We start from the raw sequence: 15,946 nt of genomic DNA, 5'->3' as shown, positions 1-15,946 counted from the left end.
TCAGGTGACGGGCAGGTTCAGCCAGACCGCGAAGAGGACATAGATGATCCCGGTGGTCGCCGCCGCGACGCCCGCCGACAGCGCCAGCGAATGCCGGGTCACCAGCCAGGAGACCAGGAAGACGATCGCCGCGACCGGCGCCATCACCGAGCCGAGCGCCATCGCCGCGATGCCGAGCGCCACGATGCCGCCCGCCAGGAACAGGCCGCGCAGGTCGGGCGCCTCCGCAGACCCGCGCGAACTCCCGGATCGGCACGGCCATGGCGCGGGGGGGCGCCCTGCCGCTGGCGGTCATCGCCGATGCCCGCGCCAGACCAGGTCCCGCAACCGGCATGGCGGCATCGCGGCGGTCCGCCCTGACGTGCTCTCCTGCTTTCGCGGGGAGCGGACGAGCAAACACCATGGCTCGACAGAGATCGCGGACGAGCACGCGCCAAAGCTGTGAGCAGGACCAAGACCGGCCGGTTGCCGGTGCAGGCCGTCGCCGCAATGGCCGACTTCATGGCAGAAATGCCGCCGCCCGGTCCGGGATCGCGGTCCAGTAGCGGAGGCCGCCGAGAGCCGCCGCGGCCGGGATCGCCGCCTCGCGGAGGTCAATCCCGATCGGCCGCCAATCCTGCACTGGGCCGTCCAGGGCCCGGCGCCGGCCCGTCCGGCGCAAACCTCGGCATGGGAGGCCGCCGTCCCGGTCGGCTCGCCCCGTGGTCAAGGGGGCTAGCTGTTTGGTCCCGGGGTGTGGCGGGGCGGGTCGGCGGTGGAACGAGCCGGCTCTTTTGTCCCTCTTCCGCAGATGAACCCGAACGGTCAGCGGCCCCCCAGCGTCTTCAATCTCCGGGCGCAGTTGCAGGCGGCGACGAGCGCGACCAGGCGGCCCTCCAGTTCCGCCTGCGTGTCGCATCGATTCCGTTTGGCGGTCGCCTCCTTGATCCTGCGGTTCATCCGCTCGACTTGGCCGCCCCTCGCGAACTGGTCCCCCGGACCATTTTCGGATCCTCGCTGCGCCAAGGGTGCTTCATCTCCGCGAGCCGGTGCCGGATGGCATACCCTTCGCGGACCCTGCCGGAAATATGGGCCATTGCGTGGCGGTCCTGCTGACGGCTGGCGAACCGGATTCCGTCGCCAATGGCCGCTCGGACCGGTGGCGCAGCCATCGGCAACTCGGCGTGTCCGGCATCGATGCGGCAGGACAGCGCCGCGACGGGAGTTCCGGGGAATTGCGCGGCCGCCATCTTCCCGGCCTTCCGGCGCAACTCGGCGAAGGCGAATTTCGAGGTGGTCCCCGTTTCCCGGACAGTTTTGCGGCGCCTCCCGGGACGGCAGCGATGCCGTGGCGCGGCGCCCGCCGTCCCCTTCAGCCGACGGCCCGCCGTCTTTCCATGGCTGACCGGCACCGCGACGCGGTCGCGCAGGCCTCCCCCGGACGGCCGCATGGGGAGCGGTGCAAGTCCAGCCCCAAGGACCAGCACAGTCCCCGAGCGGCATCAGGGACATGCGCCTCGTCTTGACTTGGCCGCCCCGTCCACTGCCGGATCGGCGATGCGCATCAAGCTGTGGCCAGCGGCGGTGCCGGATGTCTTCACCGCCCCGACGTCTTGCTCGCCTCAAACTCATGGCGCGGCCGATCATCCCGCGCAGGCGCATCACGTCGACCGATCCGGGCCGACGGGAGCGATGCTGCATCAGCGGACAAATCGTGTCCCGGGGGGCGGTGTCGCTTCCGGTGTCCATCGGGTTTCCCGGCAGGGTTGGATTGCCGGCATCGCGCCGGTGAACGCCACCTGTTCGACAGAACCTGCTTGCCGGGGCGATGCCCCCCCATCCGCGGCGGGCGCGTCGGCAGTCTTTCCGGCCGGGAGCCTGGCTCTGGTCATCGGCGCCGACGGCAAGCGCTCGCGCGTGGCGCGGCTCGCCGGGGCCGAAGTCACGCGGCAGGCCCGCCATACGGTGGCCTGCGCCTACCAATATGTTGCGGGCCTGCCCAATCGCGGGTTCCGCTGGCACTTCGCCGCGGGCGCCGCGGGCGGCATCATTCCCACGAATGACGGCAGAAGCTGCGTCTTCGTCGCCTTGCCGCAGGACTCCGCGGACGAGCTGCGCCGCGCCTCGGTGCAAGAGCTGGCCGCACGCTACATGCCGGTGATGGCGGATGACATGGCGGGCTCCGAGCCGGTCGAGGCGCCGGTGATCTTTGCCGGCGTCAAGGGCTACATGCGCCGCTGCGCCGGGCCGGGCTGGGCGCTGGTCGGCGACGCCAGCTGGTTCCGCGACCCGCTCACCGCGCATGGCATCACCGACGCGTTCCGCGACGCCGAGCTGCTCTCCGAGGCGGCGAGCACCGGAACGCTCGGCACTTACGAGGCGCAGCGCGACCGCCTGTCCCTGCCGATTTTCGAGGTCTCCGACCGCATCGCAAGTTTCGGTTGGACGCTTGCCGATCTGGCCGGCCTGCATAGGCAGCTGAACCGCGCGATGAAGGCAAACCAGGCGTGGATCGCCGGGGAGCGGGACGAGATGCGGCATGTGGCGTGAGGCGCCCGGGCGTGCACTGGATGTGGATCGGCATAAGCACATGCCCATTTTACGTGCAAGCAGCAGTTCATGCCGGTGCTTTTCAAGGGGCACTGTCAAGATTCCGGGCACTCCAGATGGCGGCAGCCTGATCTAATGCTGAACGTCGAAGACTTGTCCCGGATCAAAGCCTTCCGCGTCCCGCGAAGCGTCATCGGCTATGCCGTGTGGGCGTATCGCCGTTTCGCTCTGAGCCTGTGCGACGTCGAGGATCTCCTGGCTGCGCGCGGCGTCACGGTTTCCCGTGAGACGATCTGAGGTGGTCCCCAAAATCCGGACACCTGGCTAAGCTTGCTGCCTACAAGTACGAGGACTGACAGCGTGGCCGGCAAACGGAAGAACGACAGCGCCGAGTTCAAGGTATGAGGAGGATCAGAAATCGATCCGGGGGATCGATTTCCCGACGATTGGGTGGCCCTGGAGGCGATCAGGGGCGATGCGACGGTCGCCGAGTTGGTGGCGAAGCACGGCGTGCATCAGACGGTGATCAACACCTGGAGGCGCCAGGCGATCGAGGGGATGACCGGGGTGGTCTCGGGCAGGGCCGAGGCGAAAGCCGCCGAGAAGGAGGGCGGGATCGAGAAGCTTCATGCCAAGATCGGCCAGCTGGTGGTGGAACGCGATTTTTTGGAGAAAGCCTCCTGCCGATGAGCGGGCCCGTCAGGTGACCACCTTTCGCCGATCGATGTCACCCCAAATCAAGCGGCGTCGCATACTCTGACTGACAATGGAAAATGGAGGTATCACATTGGTATTGTTGCAGACGTCTGCGCCGGGGCGTGATGGCCCCTTCCCCAGCTGAGGTCAGGCCACGCGTTCGATCCCGGAGGTGCCGGGGGCGTTGAAGCGGTTCATCAATGAGCGGCAAGCGCCATTGGCCCGAGCGCAGCCGCGAATGACGCGGATGTGGATTTCGGCGGTCTGGCGGTCGGGGTCCCCCGAGGCGATCCGCTCGCCGAAGGATGCCAGGGTCCTCATCCGGGCCTCGACCCGGCTGCGGACATGATCGCCGGACCACCTTTTCCAGAGTGAGCCGGAACCGTGGCGCCAGTGGCGCCGCGAAAGTCCGGCGAACGCGGCCGAGGCGCCGGGTTGCCCTCGGGATGTCGTTGCGGGGCGGGCCATTGTCCGCCGCCGCCAGCGGCGCCCGGACCGATGGCGCAGCCGCTGGCAACTCCGAGGGCAATGGCGAGCGCGGCGGGTCAGTCCTCCTTCCAGAGCCGGCTGTTTCTGCGGATGGGAGCGAGGGCGTGAGGGCCACCGGTCCGAGGGAATGGCCGAGCCCCGGTGCCTCCGCGCGCCAGGATCGCCGCATGGCACTGCCTCGTGTCGGAGGCGTCGCCAGCGGTGCTCGAAGCGGTGGCGCATCCGCTGGCAACTCGCCGGCAACGGTGCCGATTTCCCCGTCCTCGGGGATCTGGTCGGGAAGGTCCGGAAGCACGGGGCTGTCGCCCCGCGGCTGGAGGTGAATTCCACCGTCCGGATGTCGCCGGTGGCCGTGTCCATCGCCAGATGGACCTTGCGGTCCTGGCGGCAGCGGTGGGTGCCATGCTTCCTGGCCAGCCACTCATTCTTCGGGCTTTCGCGGCGCCACTGGCGCCACGGTCCCCCTTCATTCACCCGGGAACTTGATCCTGGCGCTGTCCGCGGCCCGGCAGGGTATTGCGCAGCAATGCCCGAGAGGGGACCAGCAAGGTCCGCGGACCCGCAGCACGTCGGCTCGGCAACTGTACGGCAATCGTTCGACGGGGTTTCGCGGCCCCACCGGGGCCACGGTCCCGTCTCGCTCCGGCGGCGGCTGAGCGTGGAGACGTCCGGGACCGGCCAGTCCGGACCAGCCATCTCGAGGATGCTGGCGACCATCCCGGTCGTTTGCCTGGGCAGCGGGCTGAAGAGCAGCTTGATCATCAGGCAGAACTGGACGGCCGCGTCCGACCAGCACTTCACCGGCGAGACGTTCGTCGAGAAAACAGTCCCTCGGACTGCTTTCTGATCCTCTTCACTCCAGCACCGCCCGCCCATCGATCGTAAGCACTCGGCTTGTCTTGCAGTTACCCACCGAGCTTCTTCCCAGGATACGTGCGATCTTAAAAGCCAGCCACCGGTGTCACGGGGCTCCCCGCATCCACGCCGGGCTTCGCGGTCAAGGCATCTTGGTGGCCAGGAAGACGGTGGCCAAACTCATGAAAGAAAACGATATCCGTCTGCCACGCAAAGGACGCCGTGTTCCGCGGACGACCGACAGCCGGTACCATCTCGGCATCGCTCCGAATCTGCTGAGGCGGACCTTCAAGGCTGCGAAGCCCAACCGGAACTGGCTCGCTGACATCAGCGTCTCCAATGGTTGCTCGAAACAGTGGCGCAAGCTTGGCGACTGCCCATTGACGGGGGCTGGCTCTACCTGGCGGCGGTCACGGAGTTCGTCATCGAGCCGCCGTCGCCAGCGGCGCTCGGACCGATGGCGCAGCCGCTGGCAACTCCGAGACCGATGGCGAACGCCACCATGGAAATCGTCGCCCCTCCCGGCGATTGCAGGCAATCGCCTGCCGGGCAGCGGGTCGATGTCCGGGCGTCTGAAGAGCGGCCTCGCCGTTGACGCGATGCGCATGGCGCTGCAGAACCGCCGGCCGACGCCGGGGCTGATCTGCCGCTCCGACCGCGGAGTTCAATGCGCCAGCGGCTTCCCGATGCCTGGACGGCGCCTGCCTCGATGAGGCGCAACGGCAACTGCTTGGAATTCAAGCTGGACCGCGCCAGCGGACCGGATGATCCGGGGGCTCCTCCGAAGGCGCAGACCGCGCCGATGGAGAGCGTCTCCGGATCGCTCGAGAACGGGCTGGTCTGCCGCACCAAGTTCCGGCCGCGCGGCGCGGCCAAGGCGGCGCTGTTCGACTACATCGCCATTTGTTGGAACCCGCAGCGCCGCCACGCGAGCGCCGGCTACCGCATGCATGAGCAAGCGAGGGCCGACATGAGCGCCGCGATGGCCGCATGGCGAATATCGCCCCAGTCCGGGAACCGGGGGCAAGGTCAGTCAAGCACCGGCATTGCCGATCGGAAGCACCCGAACGGCAAAGGGGGGCGCATGCCCCCTTCCCGTTTCGCAGCCCTGTCAGGCGAGGTTCTGATTGAAGAACGCCTCGAGCTTGTCGAAGGGAATGATGTCCACCTGGTCGTAAAGGTCGACATGATCCGCGCCGTCGATGATCATCAGCTCCTTCGGCTCGGCCGCAGCGGCCACCGCGTCTTCGGAGAAGTAGCGCGTCGACATGTTCTCGATCATGCCGAGGAGCGGCACGTTCAGCTGGCGGAACATGTCGATGCCCTTGCGCGCGTCGAGCAGCGCCACGTCCTGCGGCGTCGAGACCACGATGGCGCCGTCGAGATGCGCCTTCTGGCTCAGCGTCATCTGCACGTCGCCGGTGCCGGGCGGCAGGTCGACGATCAGCACGTCGAGCGCGCCCCACTGCACCTGGGTCAGCATCTGCTGCAGCGCGCCCATCAGCATCGGCCCGCGCCAGACCACCGCCTGGNTCGTCATTGGTCATCAGCCCGATCGACATCATGGTGACGCCGTGGTTCCGAAGCGGCAGGATGGTCTTGCCGTCGGGCGAGGCCGGACGGCCCGAGACGCCCAGCATGCGCGGCTGGCTCGGCCCGTAGACATCGGCATCGAGCAGCCCGACCCGGCGGCCCTGCTGCGNCCAGCGCGCAGGCGAGGTTCGAGGACACGGTCGACTTGCCGACGCCGCCCTTGCCGCTGGCCACCGCCAGGATATGGGAAATGCCGGGGATTTTCTGCGGGCCCTGAGGCGCGGCGCGCTGCGGGCTGGCAGCCCTCGGACGCCGCGCCGTGTCGGCGCTGCGCTCCACCGGTCCGGAACGGCGCAGGGGGCACCCGGGCCATGCGCTCGCCGGTGCTCCCGGAAGGGAATGTCCCCGTCGGCATCGCCCCCGATGACTGCCCGGCACCGGACTCCGCCCGGGTTTGCTGGGTCGTCCGCGGCCGCGAGGATGCCGTTCGTGCCAAACGGCCCGCTCCCCCTGTTGCAAGCGGGTCAGGACCGCCCGGTCGGGGCGCAGCATGATCCATATGCCGACCCTGACCTGCCCGGCGTGATCGCCTGCCGCGACTGCGGGGACGTAACCGCAGGGCAGGGACCGGCGGCGGGGCAGGGCGCGAATGAGATACGGCGATGCGCCGAGGCAGGAAGAGACGGCCGAGCGGCCCATGGCCGTCATCCGCTGCTGCCGCGGGACCGTCAGTTCGGTGCCCGGCCCTGAAGAGGAGGGACGGATCCTGCCGGGTCGGGAAGGGCGGTGCGGACGTGGCGGCCTGCAAGGGACTGAATGCGAAGCCCGGCATCTTGCGCAGCGTCTCGCGGACCGGACCGGCCCCGGGCGGGTCCGGCCATCGGGACGGGCGGAGAACCTGCTCCCCATCGCCCGCACTGGCCAGGCCGGAAACTGCAGGGAGGCCGGATCGATATTGGACCGCCCGACGGCAGTCCGGCGCGCGTCGCAGATGTGGCGCAGCCCCCGCGGACGCGCTCCGGGCGCGCGGCGATGCCTGCGGCGTTGCTGCATTTTCCGGGCGCGAGGCGTGAGGTTCCCTTGCCCCGCTGACGCCATGGTGCCGGGCGGCGCGCAGGAGGCCGTGTCCGGCGCGTGTCGCAGGGCGCCGTCTTTCCGGGCGCGTCCGGTCCTGCGGCTCGGGAGGATCGGGACAGCATCACGGGCGTTCACGGCCTTGCGGCACCGCCGCGTGTTCTGGGCACCGCAGGCGGTCAGGCTGCGGGTCTGCCCACCCCCGGGGGCTTGGCTGAGCAGGTCGGGGGCACAGGGCTGCCGCCGTCACGGCCATGGGCAAATTCGGCGGCAAGGGCCGGATGCGGCCGGACCCATCGCCGGATGCAGCTTGCGCCATTGGCGCAGGCCCCCGAGCTTGCGGCCAGCCATTCGGCCATCGGGCTTCTGCGGCGCTGCTGGCGCCCCGCTCCCTCTTCATTCACCGGGGACCTTGATCCCGGTGCCGTCCGCAGGCAGGTTGGGCGGTCCGCCGACGCGCCGGTGCGGGACCTGGCCCGCCGGGATCTTCCGCCTCCGGCAAAGCGCGGAAACGTCCGGCGCCGGCCCTTTTAGCCCCACCGGCCGGAGCTGGTCGGCCACTCTCCCGGCGGTTTGGCGCAAGGGCCGCTTGAACAGGACTTTGACCGGCAGGCAGACTTGGATGGCCGCACCGGAAGACACCGGCGGACATCCAGGCCGCCCGTCGCGCGGCGCGCCCCGCTTGCGCAGCGGCGGCTTGCAGCCGGACCGATCAGCGGCGACAGCCGCAGCGCCGCGGCCAGCCGGTGGAAGACCGAGCGGCCGAGATGGTCATAGCCCAGGGGCGCGGCCGCCTCGGGCCCGCCGAGGGTCTTCATCAGGTCCATCGCATAGGGATCGCCCGGCACGGCGAGCGGACCGGCGAGCGCGATCGCGGCGACGAGCGCCAGCAGCAAGGCGCCGGAAAGACGGGCAGGGGACAGCGTCATGCGGCACCTCTGGGATCGAGACGGCGCGCTGCCAGGTCGGTCAGCGCATTGATCAGGACGAAGCTGAGCCCCAGCACCAGCGCGGTGCCCTGCACCATCGGCACGTCGCGCGAGAAGATCGCATGGACCAGCGCATGGCCGATCCCGGGCCAGCCGAAGACCGACTCGACGACCACGACGCCCTCGACCAGGGTGACGAATTGCAGCCCCATATAGGTCACGACCGGCACCGCGACATTGCGCAGCCCGTGGCGCAGCAGCACCTGGCGGCGCGACAGGCCCTTCCATGCGGCGAAGCGGTAGAACGGCATGGCGGAAATCCGCGCCATGGCATCGCGGGCGATGCGGGCATTGACGGCCGCGAGACCCAGCGCCAGAGCAAGGGCAGGCAGCACGACATGCTTCGGCGCGCCGTGCCCGGCGGCGGGCAGCGCGCCGAAGCCGACCGAGACGACGAGGATCAGGATCAGCGCCATGAGGAATTGCGGCACCGCCTTCAGCCCGGTGGCCGCGACCAGCAGATCTCGCGGCGCAGGTCGGGCGCGAGCACCAGGTCCTGATGGAAAGCCCGCGCATGGGCCGCACCGCGCAATTCGCCGAGGTGCATTTCTCCGCCGACCAGCCCGAGGGGCAGATCGTGCCGGTCCGCATCACCGGAGCGACGGCGGCCGGCCTGACGGCGTGACGCCGGTCCTGTGGTCTTTCCGCCGCTGCCCCTATGCGATGCGGGCGCGGCTGGCGCTGCAGGTCTCGGGCGTGCCCGTCGAGCTCCGCGAGATCGTGCTGCGCGCCAAGCCTGCGGAGTTCCTTGCCGTGTCACCCGACGGCACGGTGCCGCTCCTGCAGACCGGGCAGGGGATCGTGCCGGAGAGCCTCGACATCATGCTCTGGGCGCTGGAGCGGTCGGACCCGGAAGGCTGGCGCGACATGCCGGAGGCGGGGTGGGCGCTGATCCGGCGCTTCGACGGGCCGTTCAAGCAGGCGCTCGACCGCACCAAATACGCGGCGCGCCATCCGGACAGCGATCCGGAGGAGACCCGCGCGGCGGCGATGGCGATGCTCGGCGGGCTGCGGCCCGGTCCGTGGCTGTTCGGAGACCGTCCGCGCCTTGCCGACATGGCGGTCCTGCCCTTCGTGCGGCAATTCGCGATGATCGACCGGCCGCGCTTCGACCGCGAGGCGTCACCGGCGCTGCGGCTCTGGCTGGACAGGTTCCTGGCGCTGCCGCTCTTCGCCTCGGTCATGCCGAAGCGCGCGGGCCGCGGTCGAGCCCCGGCGCGGGCTGGGCCTCGGCCCAGGCGCGGTAGAACAGGCTCATCATCCGGTGGGTCAGCATGTCCGCGAAAGCGGTCAGCGTCGGGTCGCGGTGGTCGCGCATCCGCTCGCGGGCATATTCCGTCAGATGCAGCGGCATCGGCCCGTGCGGCCCCCAGAACCCGAAGGCGAGGTTGCGCAGCTGCGCCGGGCGGCCGTCTTCGGGCGGCGCATAGCCCGAGATCGCCGATCCCGGGAAAGCCAGCTCCGGGTCCTGTCCCAGCCGCAGCCCGTCCTGCGACGGCTGGCGCGTGCGTCCCAGCGCGGCGCCGGTCTGCAGCTCGGCCTCCAGGATGCGCAGCGCGAGCAGGATATGGTAGCTTTTCGGATCGGCCCGGAACTGCGCGTAATGCGTCAGATCAGCCGCGCCTTCCCTGCTCTCGGGCGCCATCTGGCCACCTCTCCCCTTGTTTCCGTGCAGAGCACGGTTTCCGTGAAACTGTTCATCGTGACGTATTTGGCGAAGAAGCGCTCCAGCACCGCGCCCATCAGATAGGCGGAGGCGCCCTCGAAGAAGCTCTCGTCGCAGGTCAGCTCGATCTCGAGCCCGCGCACCGCGGTCGAGAGCACCTCGTCGACCAGCCGCCTTGCCCGCGGGCGCGCGGCGACGCGGACGATGCCCTCGAGCTGCTTCGCGGCCACCCGGTCGCCCGCGGGCACATGCACGCCCAGCATCTCCGGCATCGGCGCCCTTGCCGGCCGCGGACCCGCCGCCGAGGAACAGGATCTCGGAGGCATTGCCGCGGATGATCGCCGGACCGCGCCCGGCCAGGCTGCGGGTGACCTCGCCGCGGTAGCGCGTGGCGAAGCAGGCCACCGGGTCGAGCACCCAAGGCACCCCCGTGGCATTGGCGCCGGCCACAGCCGCCTCCATGCCCGACACCCAGTCCGGGGAGAGCGTGCCGATATTGACGGTCAGCGCGCCCGAGATTGCGGCGAACTCGCCGGATTCCCCGGCCGCATGCACCATTGCCGGAGAGGCGCCCGCCGCCAGCAGCACGTTCGCGGCGTAGTTCATCGCGACGAAATTGGTGATGCACTGCACCAGCGGCGTGGCGGCGCGCATCCGCGACAGCGCCTCGGCGGGGGTGGTGGCCAGCAACTGGTCCAGATTGGTCAATCTCGCCTCCCTTCCGGCTTGGGGAGGCTCCCGGAGCGGGGAGGTCCCCTGCGCCGGCGAAGCGACTCCCTCCGCCGGCATGATCCGGTTCAGGTTCAAAGGGTGCTTCTCAGCCCCGCGCTGCGGGACGCCCCTGTCGATTGGCGGAGATTAGGGTCTCGGCGCGGGAATGTCACCCCCGGAATTCGCGCCGGAGCGCGTCACGGTGACGGCTGTGCCCGCCGCCGCGTGCTGCCAGTCCGAGACGGTGCCGTCGGGCCAGCGCACGCGCAGCTCGGCGCCGGCGGCCCTGGCGGAGCCGAAGAGCTCGGGGACGGGCGACAGGAACACCGCGGCCCCGGCGCCGAGCCCGGTCAGCACGTTGCGCCGCGTCGCCGATTTCGCGAACATCACCAGCACGGCGCCGTAGAGCGCGGGCAGGGTATAGGCCTTGACCGTGGCGGCAACGGCGGCGGGCAGCGCCTCGACCAGCGCTTGGCCGATCAGCACCAGCGCGACCAGGAAGACGAGATTGACGAGCACCGAGACGGCGATGCCGATCACCGCGGCGAGCTCGGCCTTGCGGCTGCCGGTCCCGGCGCCGACCGCGCTCTGGCAGGAGATCACCACCGGCAGGCGCATGTTGCCGATATTGCCCGACAGGAAGCTCATGTAGGTGCCGCAGACGCCGAGCACCGGGAAATAGGAAACCGGCTCGACGATCCAGATGACGCCGACGAAGGCGAGGATGGCGAGGAAGCCGGTCAGGATCGCGCCGCCGCCCGGCCAGGCGCCGAGCCCGAAGGACAGATAGAGCGCGGGCGTCAGGCAGAGCAGCATCGCGGCCAGCAGCGTGAGGCGGCCGATGCGGTGGGCGCGGGGCAGGAAGGCGGTGCGGTAGACGTGGTCCTGGGTCTGGTCGGTCATGGGAAGTCTCCGTGTCTGGATCAGGCGGCGAGGGGCGCGGCGAGGGCACCGGCGGCGAGCCCGGCCAGGAGCGCGAAGCCGACGCTCCATTCGCGCAGCCAGGGGCGGGACTTGCCCGCGTGCCGGCCAGCCGCGACGGCAGCACACGGGTATTGTTCAGCACCAGCCGGTCGCCCGCGCGCAGGAGGTCCGGCAGGTCGGAGACCTGCAGGTCGCGGAACGGCGCCTCCTGGCCTTCGACCACCAGCAGCTTCGCCGAGGTGCGCGGCCGCGCCGGACGGGTGGCGATGCGGTCCTCGGGCAGGTCGAAATCGAAATCCGAGAGCTTCATTCCGCGCCCCCGATCTGCGGCGGCGGCCGCCGGAACAGTTCCCGGAACACGCCCGGCGCCAGCATCGAGAGCGGGTTCGCGCGCACCCGCGGCTGGGCGAAGGGGCCTTTCATCGTGAAGGTGATGCCCACCAGCCCCTCGCCGCGCCGGGTCATCCCGGCACCGACGCGGTTGACGAAGTAGAATGGCGATATGACGCCCTGCATGTCCATGGTCTTCCGTTTCAGATCTAGTGCACCGTCGAGCGACAGACCGAGACTCGGTCCCGTCGCGCTCGACTGGCTCACAACCAGACGCTCCGGCGTCAAGAGGAACTCTGCCTCGACCCGGCCGAAATGCAGTCCGCCTTCGCCTGCCTGCTCGGCGATGCCGACCAGCGAGATCGCCGAGAGAATGCTGGCGGCGGCCGGCGCATCGGTGACGGTCAGCCCGTCGATCGCCAGATCGCCGCGGTAGCTTCCGGCCGCGCCGGCCGGGTCGAGCCGCAGGTCGAGCGCGCCGCCCCCGGCCTTAATGCGGTCGTCAGCTGATTTGCGCAACAGCGCCAACTTGGGTGGGAAAGGGGAGCTGCGGTCATCAGCTGAGTTTTGCAATGGCGGCCGTTTAAATTAAAATAGGTCGAATTCGCAGTCAGTAGAAGTATTATGGCATTTTTCTTCCGCAAAGAGTGCTTGGAGGCTTGACAACTTTGCGTTCAAAAGTAATGTTTTTTTAAAAATAATTGGTCTCTCATCTGCATTTTCGCTTGCGACCGAAAATAGTGTTGCCATGTCCGCCAAGCGTTGATTGAGCCTATCTATGTATTGCAGTTGCAATATATCTTCTTCTTTGAGGTGCGCGCTTTTTTCCAGTGTTGCGGAAAGTGATTTTTGTATATTCAAGCAGTCGGCACTGCATTCGTCAATTATATTTGAAGAAATTTCCACGAATTTCTTTGTACACAAGGATTTCATTATAGTCGCCCGACAACGGCTTCAATGCATTTTTTAAGATCTAGTGGTTGAAATGGTTTCTTTATGAAGTTATTCATTCCAAGCTTTTTCCCGTTATCTATGATTTGTCGCTCCGCGCGGCCAGTTATGAGAATGAAGCCGATACCTTTTGTTTTCGGTGTGGCTCTAACTGAATGAAGCAACTGGAGGCCATCCATTCCTGGCATGTTGAAGTCAGAAATTATCAAATGAACTGGAGATTTTTCTAGGCCTTGTTGCGCAAATCGAGGGGATTCATCTTGCGCGGCCGGGCTGGCCCGACCGGCTGCTCTCGGGGATCGCCGATGCGCTTCTGGCACTGCCGGGGCTCCTCCTCGTGCTGATCGTGCTGGCCATCGTGCCGGGCACCGCCACGGGATTCTGGATCGGCCTGTCGCTGGTCCTTTGGGTGGAGTTCTTCCGCCTCGCCCGCGCCGCCACCCGCGAGATCCTGGCCTCTCCCGCGGTCGAGGCCTCGCGTCTGCTCGGCTTCGGGCCGGCCTATCTGTTCCGCACGCATCTGTGGCCCGAAATCGCGCCGATGATGCTGACCGCCGCGGCCTTCGGCACGGCCACCGCGATCATGGGCATCGCCGCGCTCGGCTTCGTCTCGGTGGGCATGCGCGCGCCGCAAGCCGAGCTGGGGCTGATGATGGTCGAGCTCCTGCCCTACTGGCACGAGGCGCCGCTGGCGATCCTCGCGCCGGTCTTCGCCACCTTCGCCCTGCTTCTGGGCCTCACCCTCATTGCCGGGAGCCGCGGGACATGACGCTGCTGACTGCCCAAGGGATCTCCGTCGCCTCCGGCGGCGAAACGCTGGTCGAGCCGGTCGACCTGGAGCTGCGGCCGGGCGAGCCTCTGGTCATCCTCGGCGAGACCGGCTCCGGCAAGAGCCTGCTGGCGCAGGCCGTGATGGGCGTGCTGCCGCCGGAGCTGTCGGCACGCGGGCAGGTCACGCTCGGGGCCGCGCAGCTCGAGAGCGCAGCGCCAGGATGTCGCCCGGCACCACGGTCACCCAATGGCCGTCCTGGCCGAACATCGCCTCGCCCTCGAGCAGCATCAGCAGGACCGCCTGCGGCGCGGCCTCCTGCGCGATCTCGGCCGCGCCCCGCTCCACCGCATGCGGCGAGACCCTGAGCTCGGCAAAGCGCATCAGCCCGGCTGCGCAGTTGCGCTGCACCGCATGGAGCGTGCCCGCGGTCGCCGAATGGCAGCGGACGCCCAGCACATGGGTGCGGGTATGGGACTCCCACTGCGCGACCTGCTCGGCAGGGGGATAGGCCGCGGTGTCGATGCGCGGGCCCTGGGGCGTGTGTCGTCCGGGAAATGTCATGTCGTTTGATACCAAGTCGTACGGAATCTCTGCAAGCCGCTAGCATGGGGCCCGTTCCGGGATCACCCCCCACTTTCGGACAGGGGCTGTGCGCGGCGCAGCGCGGATGTCCTGTCGGCGCAAAGGGTTGGTCCCGTGGCGCCAAGACGGCGCCGCCGCCCGGCCCTAGATGTCGCTGGACGCAATATCGAAGGCGGCCCGGCTTCACGGTCCGGCGCCGCCGCCTGCCGCAGGGGAGACCTCACCACATGCAGAACGCGCAGAAGCCCGGCAAGCGGCGCAAGGTCCTGGCCGGGGTGGCGGTTGCCGCGATCCTCGCCGCCGGGGCGGGGGGGTGGGTCCTGCTGTCGCCGGTCACCCCGCGCCGTGCGCCAGGGTCCATCTCGCCCCGCGCGGCCTCGGCATGCTGCGGGCGCTGCCGAAGGACGGCTTCGGCGAAAGCCGCGTGGTCCCGGTCCGCACCGGCAGCAGCGTCGATCCCGGCGGCCGCACCCTGCGCTTCCTGATCACGCCCCATGTCCGCTGGCCCGAGACGCAATGCACCTATCCCGAAGAGGACTCGCTCCTCTTCACCTGCGACCTCCTGGGCTGCCATTTCTGCGACGGGCGGCTGTTCAGCGACGCGGCGGGCGACGTCCGGTTTGCCTTCGAGTGCCATTTCGACCACATCATGCGGCCGTTCCGGCGGCACGTGTCCGAGGCGCTCGACCTGATCCAGCCTTTGGACTTCTCGGTGACCGCCCCCGCCCATGGTCCGGTGCCGCGCAGCCATCCGCGGGACGACATCGTCCATTGCCGGCGGCTGCTGACCAAGCGGCTGGCCTCGGAGGTCACCCAGAAGACCCTGCTGATCTTCCATGCCAGCGCCTATGGCCGCCGCGGTGGCCGGGGGCGCCTCGGAAAACCCGGAGGTCCGCGTCACGCTCTACGATCACGCCGCCGCCGAGGCCGCGCCCTTCCCCGACCTGACCGAGGAGGCCGACGGCATCGTCCCGGGCACGCCGACGGTCAACGGCGATGCGGTCCGGCCGGTCTGGCACCTGCTGGCGCTGCGCGCCGGGATCGAGGGGGTCCGGGGCGGCAGGCTCGATCCAGAGCCGCGGCCCGCACTCCGGGCAGGCCACCGGCTGGGCGTGGAAGCGGCGGTCGGCGGGGTCGGCATATTCGGCGGCGCAGGCCTCGCACATCGGAAAGGCCGCCATCGTGGTCTGGCCGCGGTCATAGGGCAGCCCGGTCAGGATGGTGAAGCGCGGCCCGCAATGCGTGCAATTGGCAAAGGCATAGCCATGGCGGCGGTCGGCCGGGTCCAGGATCTCGGCGAGGCAGGCCGGACAGGTCGCGGCATCGGGGGTCACCCGCGTCTCGGCCCCCGCCGCACCGGAAGCGGCGATCACGAAGCCCTGCGGCGGGTCGAAGGCGCAGGGGGCGGTCTCGACCGCGTCGATCCGGGAGAGCGGCGGGCTTTCGGCCTGCAGCGCGGCGAGGAAGCCGGCCAGATCGCCGCCCAGGGCACGGACCAGCACGCCCTCGGCATCGTTGCGCACCTCGCCCGAGACGCCGAAGCGCTGCGCCAGCTGCCAGACGAAGGGGCGGAACCCCACCCCCTGGACCTGGCCGCGGACCCGGATCTGCAGTCCGTCGCTCAATGGACGGTGCAATTCATGCAGGGGTCGAAGCTGCGCACGATATGCTGGACGGAAAGCGGCGTCTCCTCGCCCTCGGCCACCGGCGCGCCGACCAGCGCGGCCTCGACCGGGCCGGGCGTGCCGGCGGGCAGAGATCGACCGGCTCCGCGGGCGCCGCCGCGGCGCCGAGGAAGCGTTGCGCAAGCTGGCGCCGCAGCCCCTCCGCCCCCGGCGCCAGCTT

General features: G+C 69.2%; 13 protein-coding genes, 12 pseudogenes and 1 riboswitch. Of the genes and pseudogenes, 8 read left to right on the top strand and 17 right to left on the bottom strand.

Going from position 1 to position 15,946, the window contains the following annotated elements; all coding sequences use genetic code 11:
* Both C7T91_RS07995 and C7T91_RS07990 read right to left on the bottom strand, forming a co-directional pair.
* A pseudogene (locus C7T91_RS07995) lies at positions 1-225 on the bottom strand (hypothetical protein); the annotation flags it as partial.
* A gap of 710 nt (positions 226-935) precedes the next feature.
* On the bottom strand, positions 936-1,229 hold the full coding sequence (locus C7T91_RS07990) for a hypothetical protein (protein ID WP_108258778.1): 294 nt from the start codon (positions 1,227-1,229) through the stop codon (positions 936-938).
* A 667-nt stretch (positions 1,230-1,896) separates the two neighbouring features.
* Between C7T91_RS07990 and C7T91_RS07985 the strand changes: the two genes are divergently transcribed.
* The 3 genes and pseudogenes from C7T91_RS07985 to C7T91_RS07975 form a co-directional block, all read left to right on the top strand.
* Positions 1,897-2,529, top strand: a complete 633-nt coding sequence (locus C7T91_RS07985) for an NAD(P)/FAD-dependent oxidoreductase (RefSeq protein ID WP_108258777.1) — start codon at positions 1,897-1,899, stop codon at positions 2,527-2,529.
* 135 nt (positions 2,530-2,664) lie between these two features.
* Positions 2,665-2,823, top strand: a pseudogene (locus tag C7T91_RS07980) (IS6 family transposase); the annotation flags it as partial.
* Between the two features lie 123 nt (positions 2,824-2,946).
* A pseudogene (locus tag C7T91_RS07975) lies at positions 2,947-3,195 on the top strand (hypothetical protein); the annotation flags it as partial.
* Positions 3,196-3,372: 177 nt separating this feature from the next.
* Here the strand turns inward: C7T91_RS07975 and C7T91_RS07970 are convergent.
* A pseudogene (locus tag C7T91_RS07970) lies at positions 3,373-4,476 on the bottom strand (transposase).
* On the opposite strand from C7T91_RS07970, the gene C7T91_RS39210 reads away from it, so the two are divergent.
* Both C7T91_RS39210 and C7T91_RS39205 read left to right on the top strand, forming a co-directional pair.
* Complete coding sequence (locus C7T91_RS39210) at positions 4,418-4,561, top strand: hypothetical protein (RefSeq protein ID WP_407943276.1); 144 nt, start codon at positions 4,418-4,420, stop codon at positions 4,559-4,561. The pseudogene C7T91_RS07970 and the gene C7T91_RS39210 sit on opposite strands and share 59 nt — an antisense overlap.
* A gap of 52 nt (positions 4,562-4,613) precedes the next feature.
* A complete protein-coding gene (locus C7T91_RS39205) occupies positions 4,614-5,282 on the top strand; it encodes an IS3 family transposase (protein WP_161555797.1) in 669 nt (222 codons plus the stop codon).
* Between the two features lie 536 nt (positions 5,283-5,818).
* Here C7T91_RS39205 and C7T91_RS07955 read toward each other — a convergent pair.
* The 3 genes and pseudogenes from C7T91_RS07955 to C7T91_RS07945 form a co-directional block, all read right to left on the bottom strand.
* Positions 5,819-6,387, bottom strand: a pseudogene (locus tag C7T91_RS07955) (Mrp/NBP35 family ATP-binding protein); the annotation flags it as partial.
* 954 nt (positions 6,388-7,341) lie between these two features.
* Positions 7,342-7,866, bottom strand: a pseudogene (locus C7T91_RS39200) (transposase); the annotation flags it as partial.
* A 235-nt stretch (positions 7,867-8,101) separates the two neighbouring features.
* Entirely contained in the window at positions 8,102-8,596 is a 495-nt protein-coding gene (locus C7T91_RS07945) for an ABC transporter permease subunit (protein ID WP_236638091.1), read from the bottom strand.
* 232 nt (positions 8,597-8,828) lie between these two features.
* Here C7T91_RS07945 and C7T91_RS07935 point away from each other — a divergent pair.
* Positions 8,829-9,257 (top strand): annotated as a pseudogene (locus C7T91_RS07935) (glutathione S-transferase N-terminal domain-containing protein); the annotation flags it as partial.
* 88 nt (positions 9,258-9,345) lie between these two features.
* Here C7T91_RS07935 and C7T91_RS07930 read toward each other — a convergent pair.
* The 7 genes and pseudogenes from C7T91_RS07930 to C7T91_RS07905 all read right to left on the bottom strand — a co-directional run bounded on the left by C7T91_RS07930 (position 9,346) and on the right by C7T91_RS07905 (position 12,935).
* Complete coding sequence (locus C7T91_RS07930) at positions 9,346-9,810, bottom strand: type VI secretion system baseplate subunit TssG (RefSeq protein WP_108258772.1); 465 nt, start codon at positions 9,808-9,810, stop codon at positions 9,346-9,348.
* Positions 9,774-10,094 carry a type VI secretion system baseplate subunit TssF gene (locus tag C7T91_RS07925; RefSeq protein ID WP_330848830.1) on the bottom strand — a complete coding sequence of 107 codons (321 nt, stop codon included), beginning with the start codon at positions 10,092-10,094 and terminating at the stop codon, positions 9,774-9,776. The genes C7T91_RS07930 and C7T91_RS07925 overlap by 37 nt, the downstream gene beginning before the upstream one ends.
* Positions 10,093-10,485: pseudogene (locus C7T91_RS33385) on the bottom strand (hydroxyethylthiazole kinase); the annotation flags it as partial. The gene C7T91_RS07925 and the pseudogene C7T91_RS33385, both read right to left, overlap by 2 nt.
* Positions 10,486-10,588: 103 nt before the next feature.
* Positions 10,589-10,684: riboswitch (TPP riboswitch) on the bottom strand.
* 5 nt (positions 10,685-10,689) lie between these two features.
* A complete protein-coding gene (locus C7T91_RS07920; protein ID WP_236638090.1) occupies positions 10,690-11,445 on the bottom strand; it encodes a DUF3169 family protein in 756 nt (251 codons plus the stop codon).
* Between the two features lie 115 nt (positions 11,446-11,560).
* A pseudogene (locus C7T91_RS07915) lies at positions 11,561-11,776 on the bottom strand (S-adenosylmethionine:tRNA ribosyltransferase-isomerase); the annotation flags it as partial.
* Positions 11,773-12,315 carry an AsmA-like C-terminal region-containing protein gene (locus C7T91_RS07910; RefSeq protein WP_161555795.1) on the bottom strand — a complete coding sequence of 181 codons (543 nt, stop codon included), beginning with the start codon at positions 12,313-12,315 and terminating at the stop codon, positions 11,773-11,775. The pseudogene C7T91_RS07915 and the gene C7T91_RS07910, both read right to left, overlap by 4 nt.
* A gap of 413 nt (positions 12,316-12,728) precedes the next feature.
* On the bottom strand, positions 12,729-12,935 hold the full coding sequence (locus tag C7T91_RS07905) for a response regulator (RefSeq protein WP_407943275.1): 207 nt from the start codon (positions 12,933-12,935) through the stop codon (positions 12,729-12,731).
* 26 nt (positions 12,936-12,961) lie between these two features.
* Between C7T91_RS07905 and C7T91_RS07900 the strand changes: the two genes are divergently transcribed.
* Both C7T91_RS07900 and C7T91_RS38390 read left to right on the top strand, forming a co-directional pair.
* The gene (locus C7T91_RS07900; protein ID WP_108258768.1) at positions 12,962-13,516 is read left to right on the top strand and encodes an ABC transporter permease subunit; all 555 of its coding nucleotides are present in this window, start codon (positions 12,962-12,964) and stop codon (positions 13,514-13,516) included.
* Positions 13,513-13,668, top strand: a pseudogene (locus C7T91_RS38390) (ATP-binding cassette domain-containing protein); the annotation flags it as partial. The gene C7T91_RS07900 and the pseudogene C7T91_RS38390, both read left to right, overlap by 4 nt.
* Before the next feature lie 31 nt (positions 13,669-13,699).
* Here C7T91_RS38390 and C7T91_RS07890 read toward each other — a convergent pair.
* The 4 genes and pseudogenes from C7T91_RS07890 to C7T91_RS07875 form a co-directional block, all read right to left on the bottom strand.
* A complete protein-coding gene (locus C7T91_RS07890; RefSeq protein WP_108258767.1) occupies positions 13,700-14,080 on the bottom strand; it encodes a hypothetical protein in 381 nt (126 codons plus the stop codon).
* 241 nt (positions 14,081-14,321) lie between these two features.
* Positions 14,322-14,939 (bottom strand): hypothetical protein, encoded by a 618-nt coding sequence (locus C7T91_RS07885; protein WP_145962807.1) that lies wholly within the window; start codon positions 14,937-14,939, stop codon positions 14,322-14,324.
* A 226-nt stretch (positions 14,940-15,165) separates the two neighbouring features.
* Positions 15,166-15,726, bottom strand: a pseudogene (locus C7T91_RS07880) (acylphosphatase); the annotation flags it as partial.
* A pseudogene (locus C7T91_RS07875) lies at positions 15,723-15,848 on the bottom strand (nickel-dependent hydrogenase large subunit); the annotation flags it as partial. The pseudogenes C7T91_RS07875 and C7T91_RS07880, both read right to left, overlap by 4 nt.
* Positions 15,849-15,946 lie beyond the last annotated feature (98 nt).

Source organism: Mangrovicoccus ximenensis (assembly GCF_003056725.1).
Classification (GTDB): domain Bacteria; phylum Pseudomonadota; class Alphaproteobacteria; order Rhodobacterales; family Rhodobacteraceae; genus Mangrovicoccus; species Mangrovicoccus ximenensis.
This window is presented reverse-complemented; position numbering and strand designations above follow the sequence as displayed.

Excerpts from the sequence above, each read along its gene's own strand:
- C7T91_RS07990 (WP_108258778.1), bottom strand. The coding sequence starts at position 1,229 with ATGGCGGCCGCGCAATTCCCCGGAACTCCCGTCGCGGCGCTGTCCTGC.
- C7T91_RS39210 (WP_407943276.1), top strand. The coding sequence starts at position 4,418 with ATGCTGGCGACCATCCCGGTCGTTTGCCTGGGCAGCGGGCTGAAGAGC.
- C7T91_RS07930 (WP_108258772.1), bottom strand. The coding sequence starts at position 9,810 with ATGGCGCCCGAGAGCAGGGAAGGCGCGGCTGATCTGACGCATTACGCG.
- C7T91_RS07925 (WP_330848830.1), bottom strand. The coding sequence starts at position 10,094 with ATGCTGGGCGTGCATGTGCCCGCGGGCGACCGGGTGGCCGCGAAGCAG.
- C7T91_RS07920 (WP_236638090.1), bottom strand. The coding sequence starts at position 11,445 with ATGACCGACCAGACCCAGGACCACGTCTACCGCACCGCCTTCCTGCCC.
- C7T91_RS07905 (WP_407943275.1), bottom strand. The coding sequence starts at position 12,935 with ATGCCAGGAATGGATGGCCTCCAGTTGCTTCATTCAGTTAGAGCCACA.
- C7T91_RS07890 (WP_108258767.1), bottom strand. The coding sequence starts at position 14,080 with ATGACATTTCCCGGACGACACACGCCCCAGGGCCCGCGCATCGACACC.
- C7T91_RS07885 (WP_145962807.1), bottom strand. The coding sequence starts at position 14,939 with ATGGAAGATCAGCAGGGTCTTCTGGGTGACCTCCGAGGCCAGCCGCTT.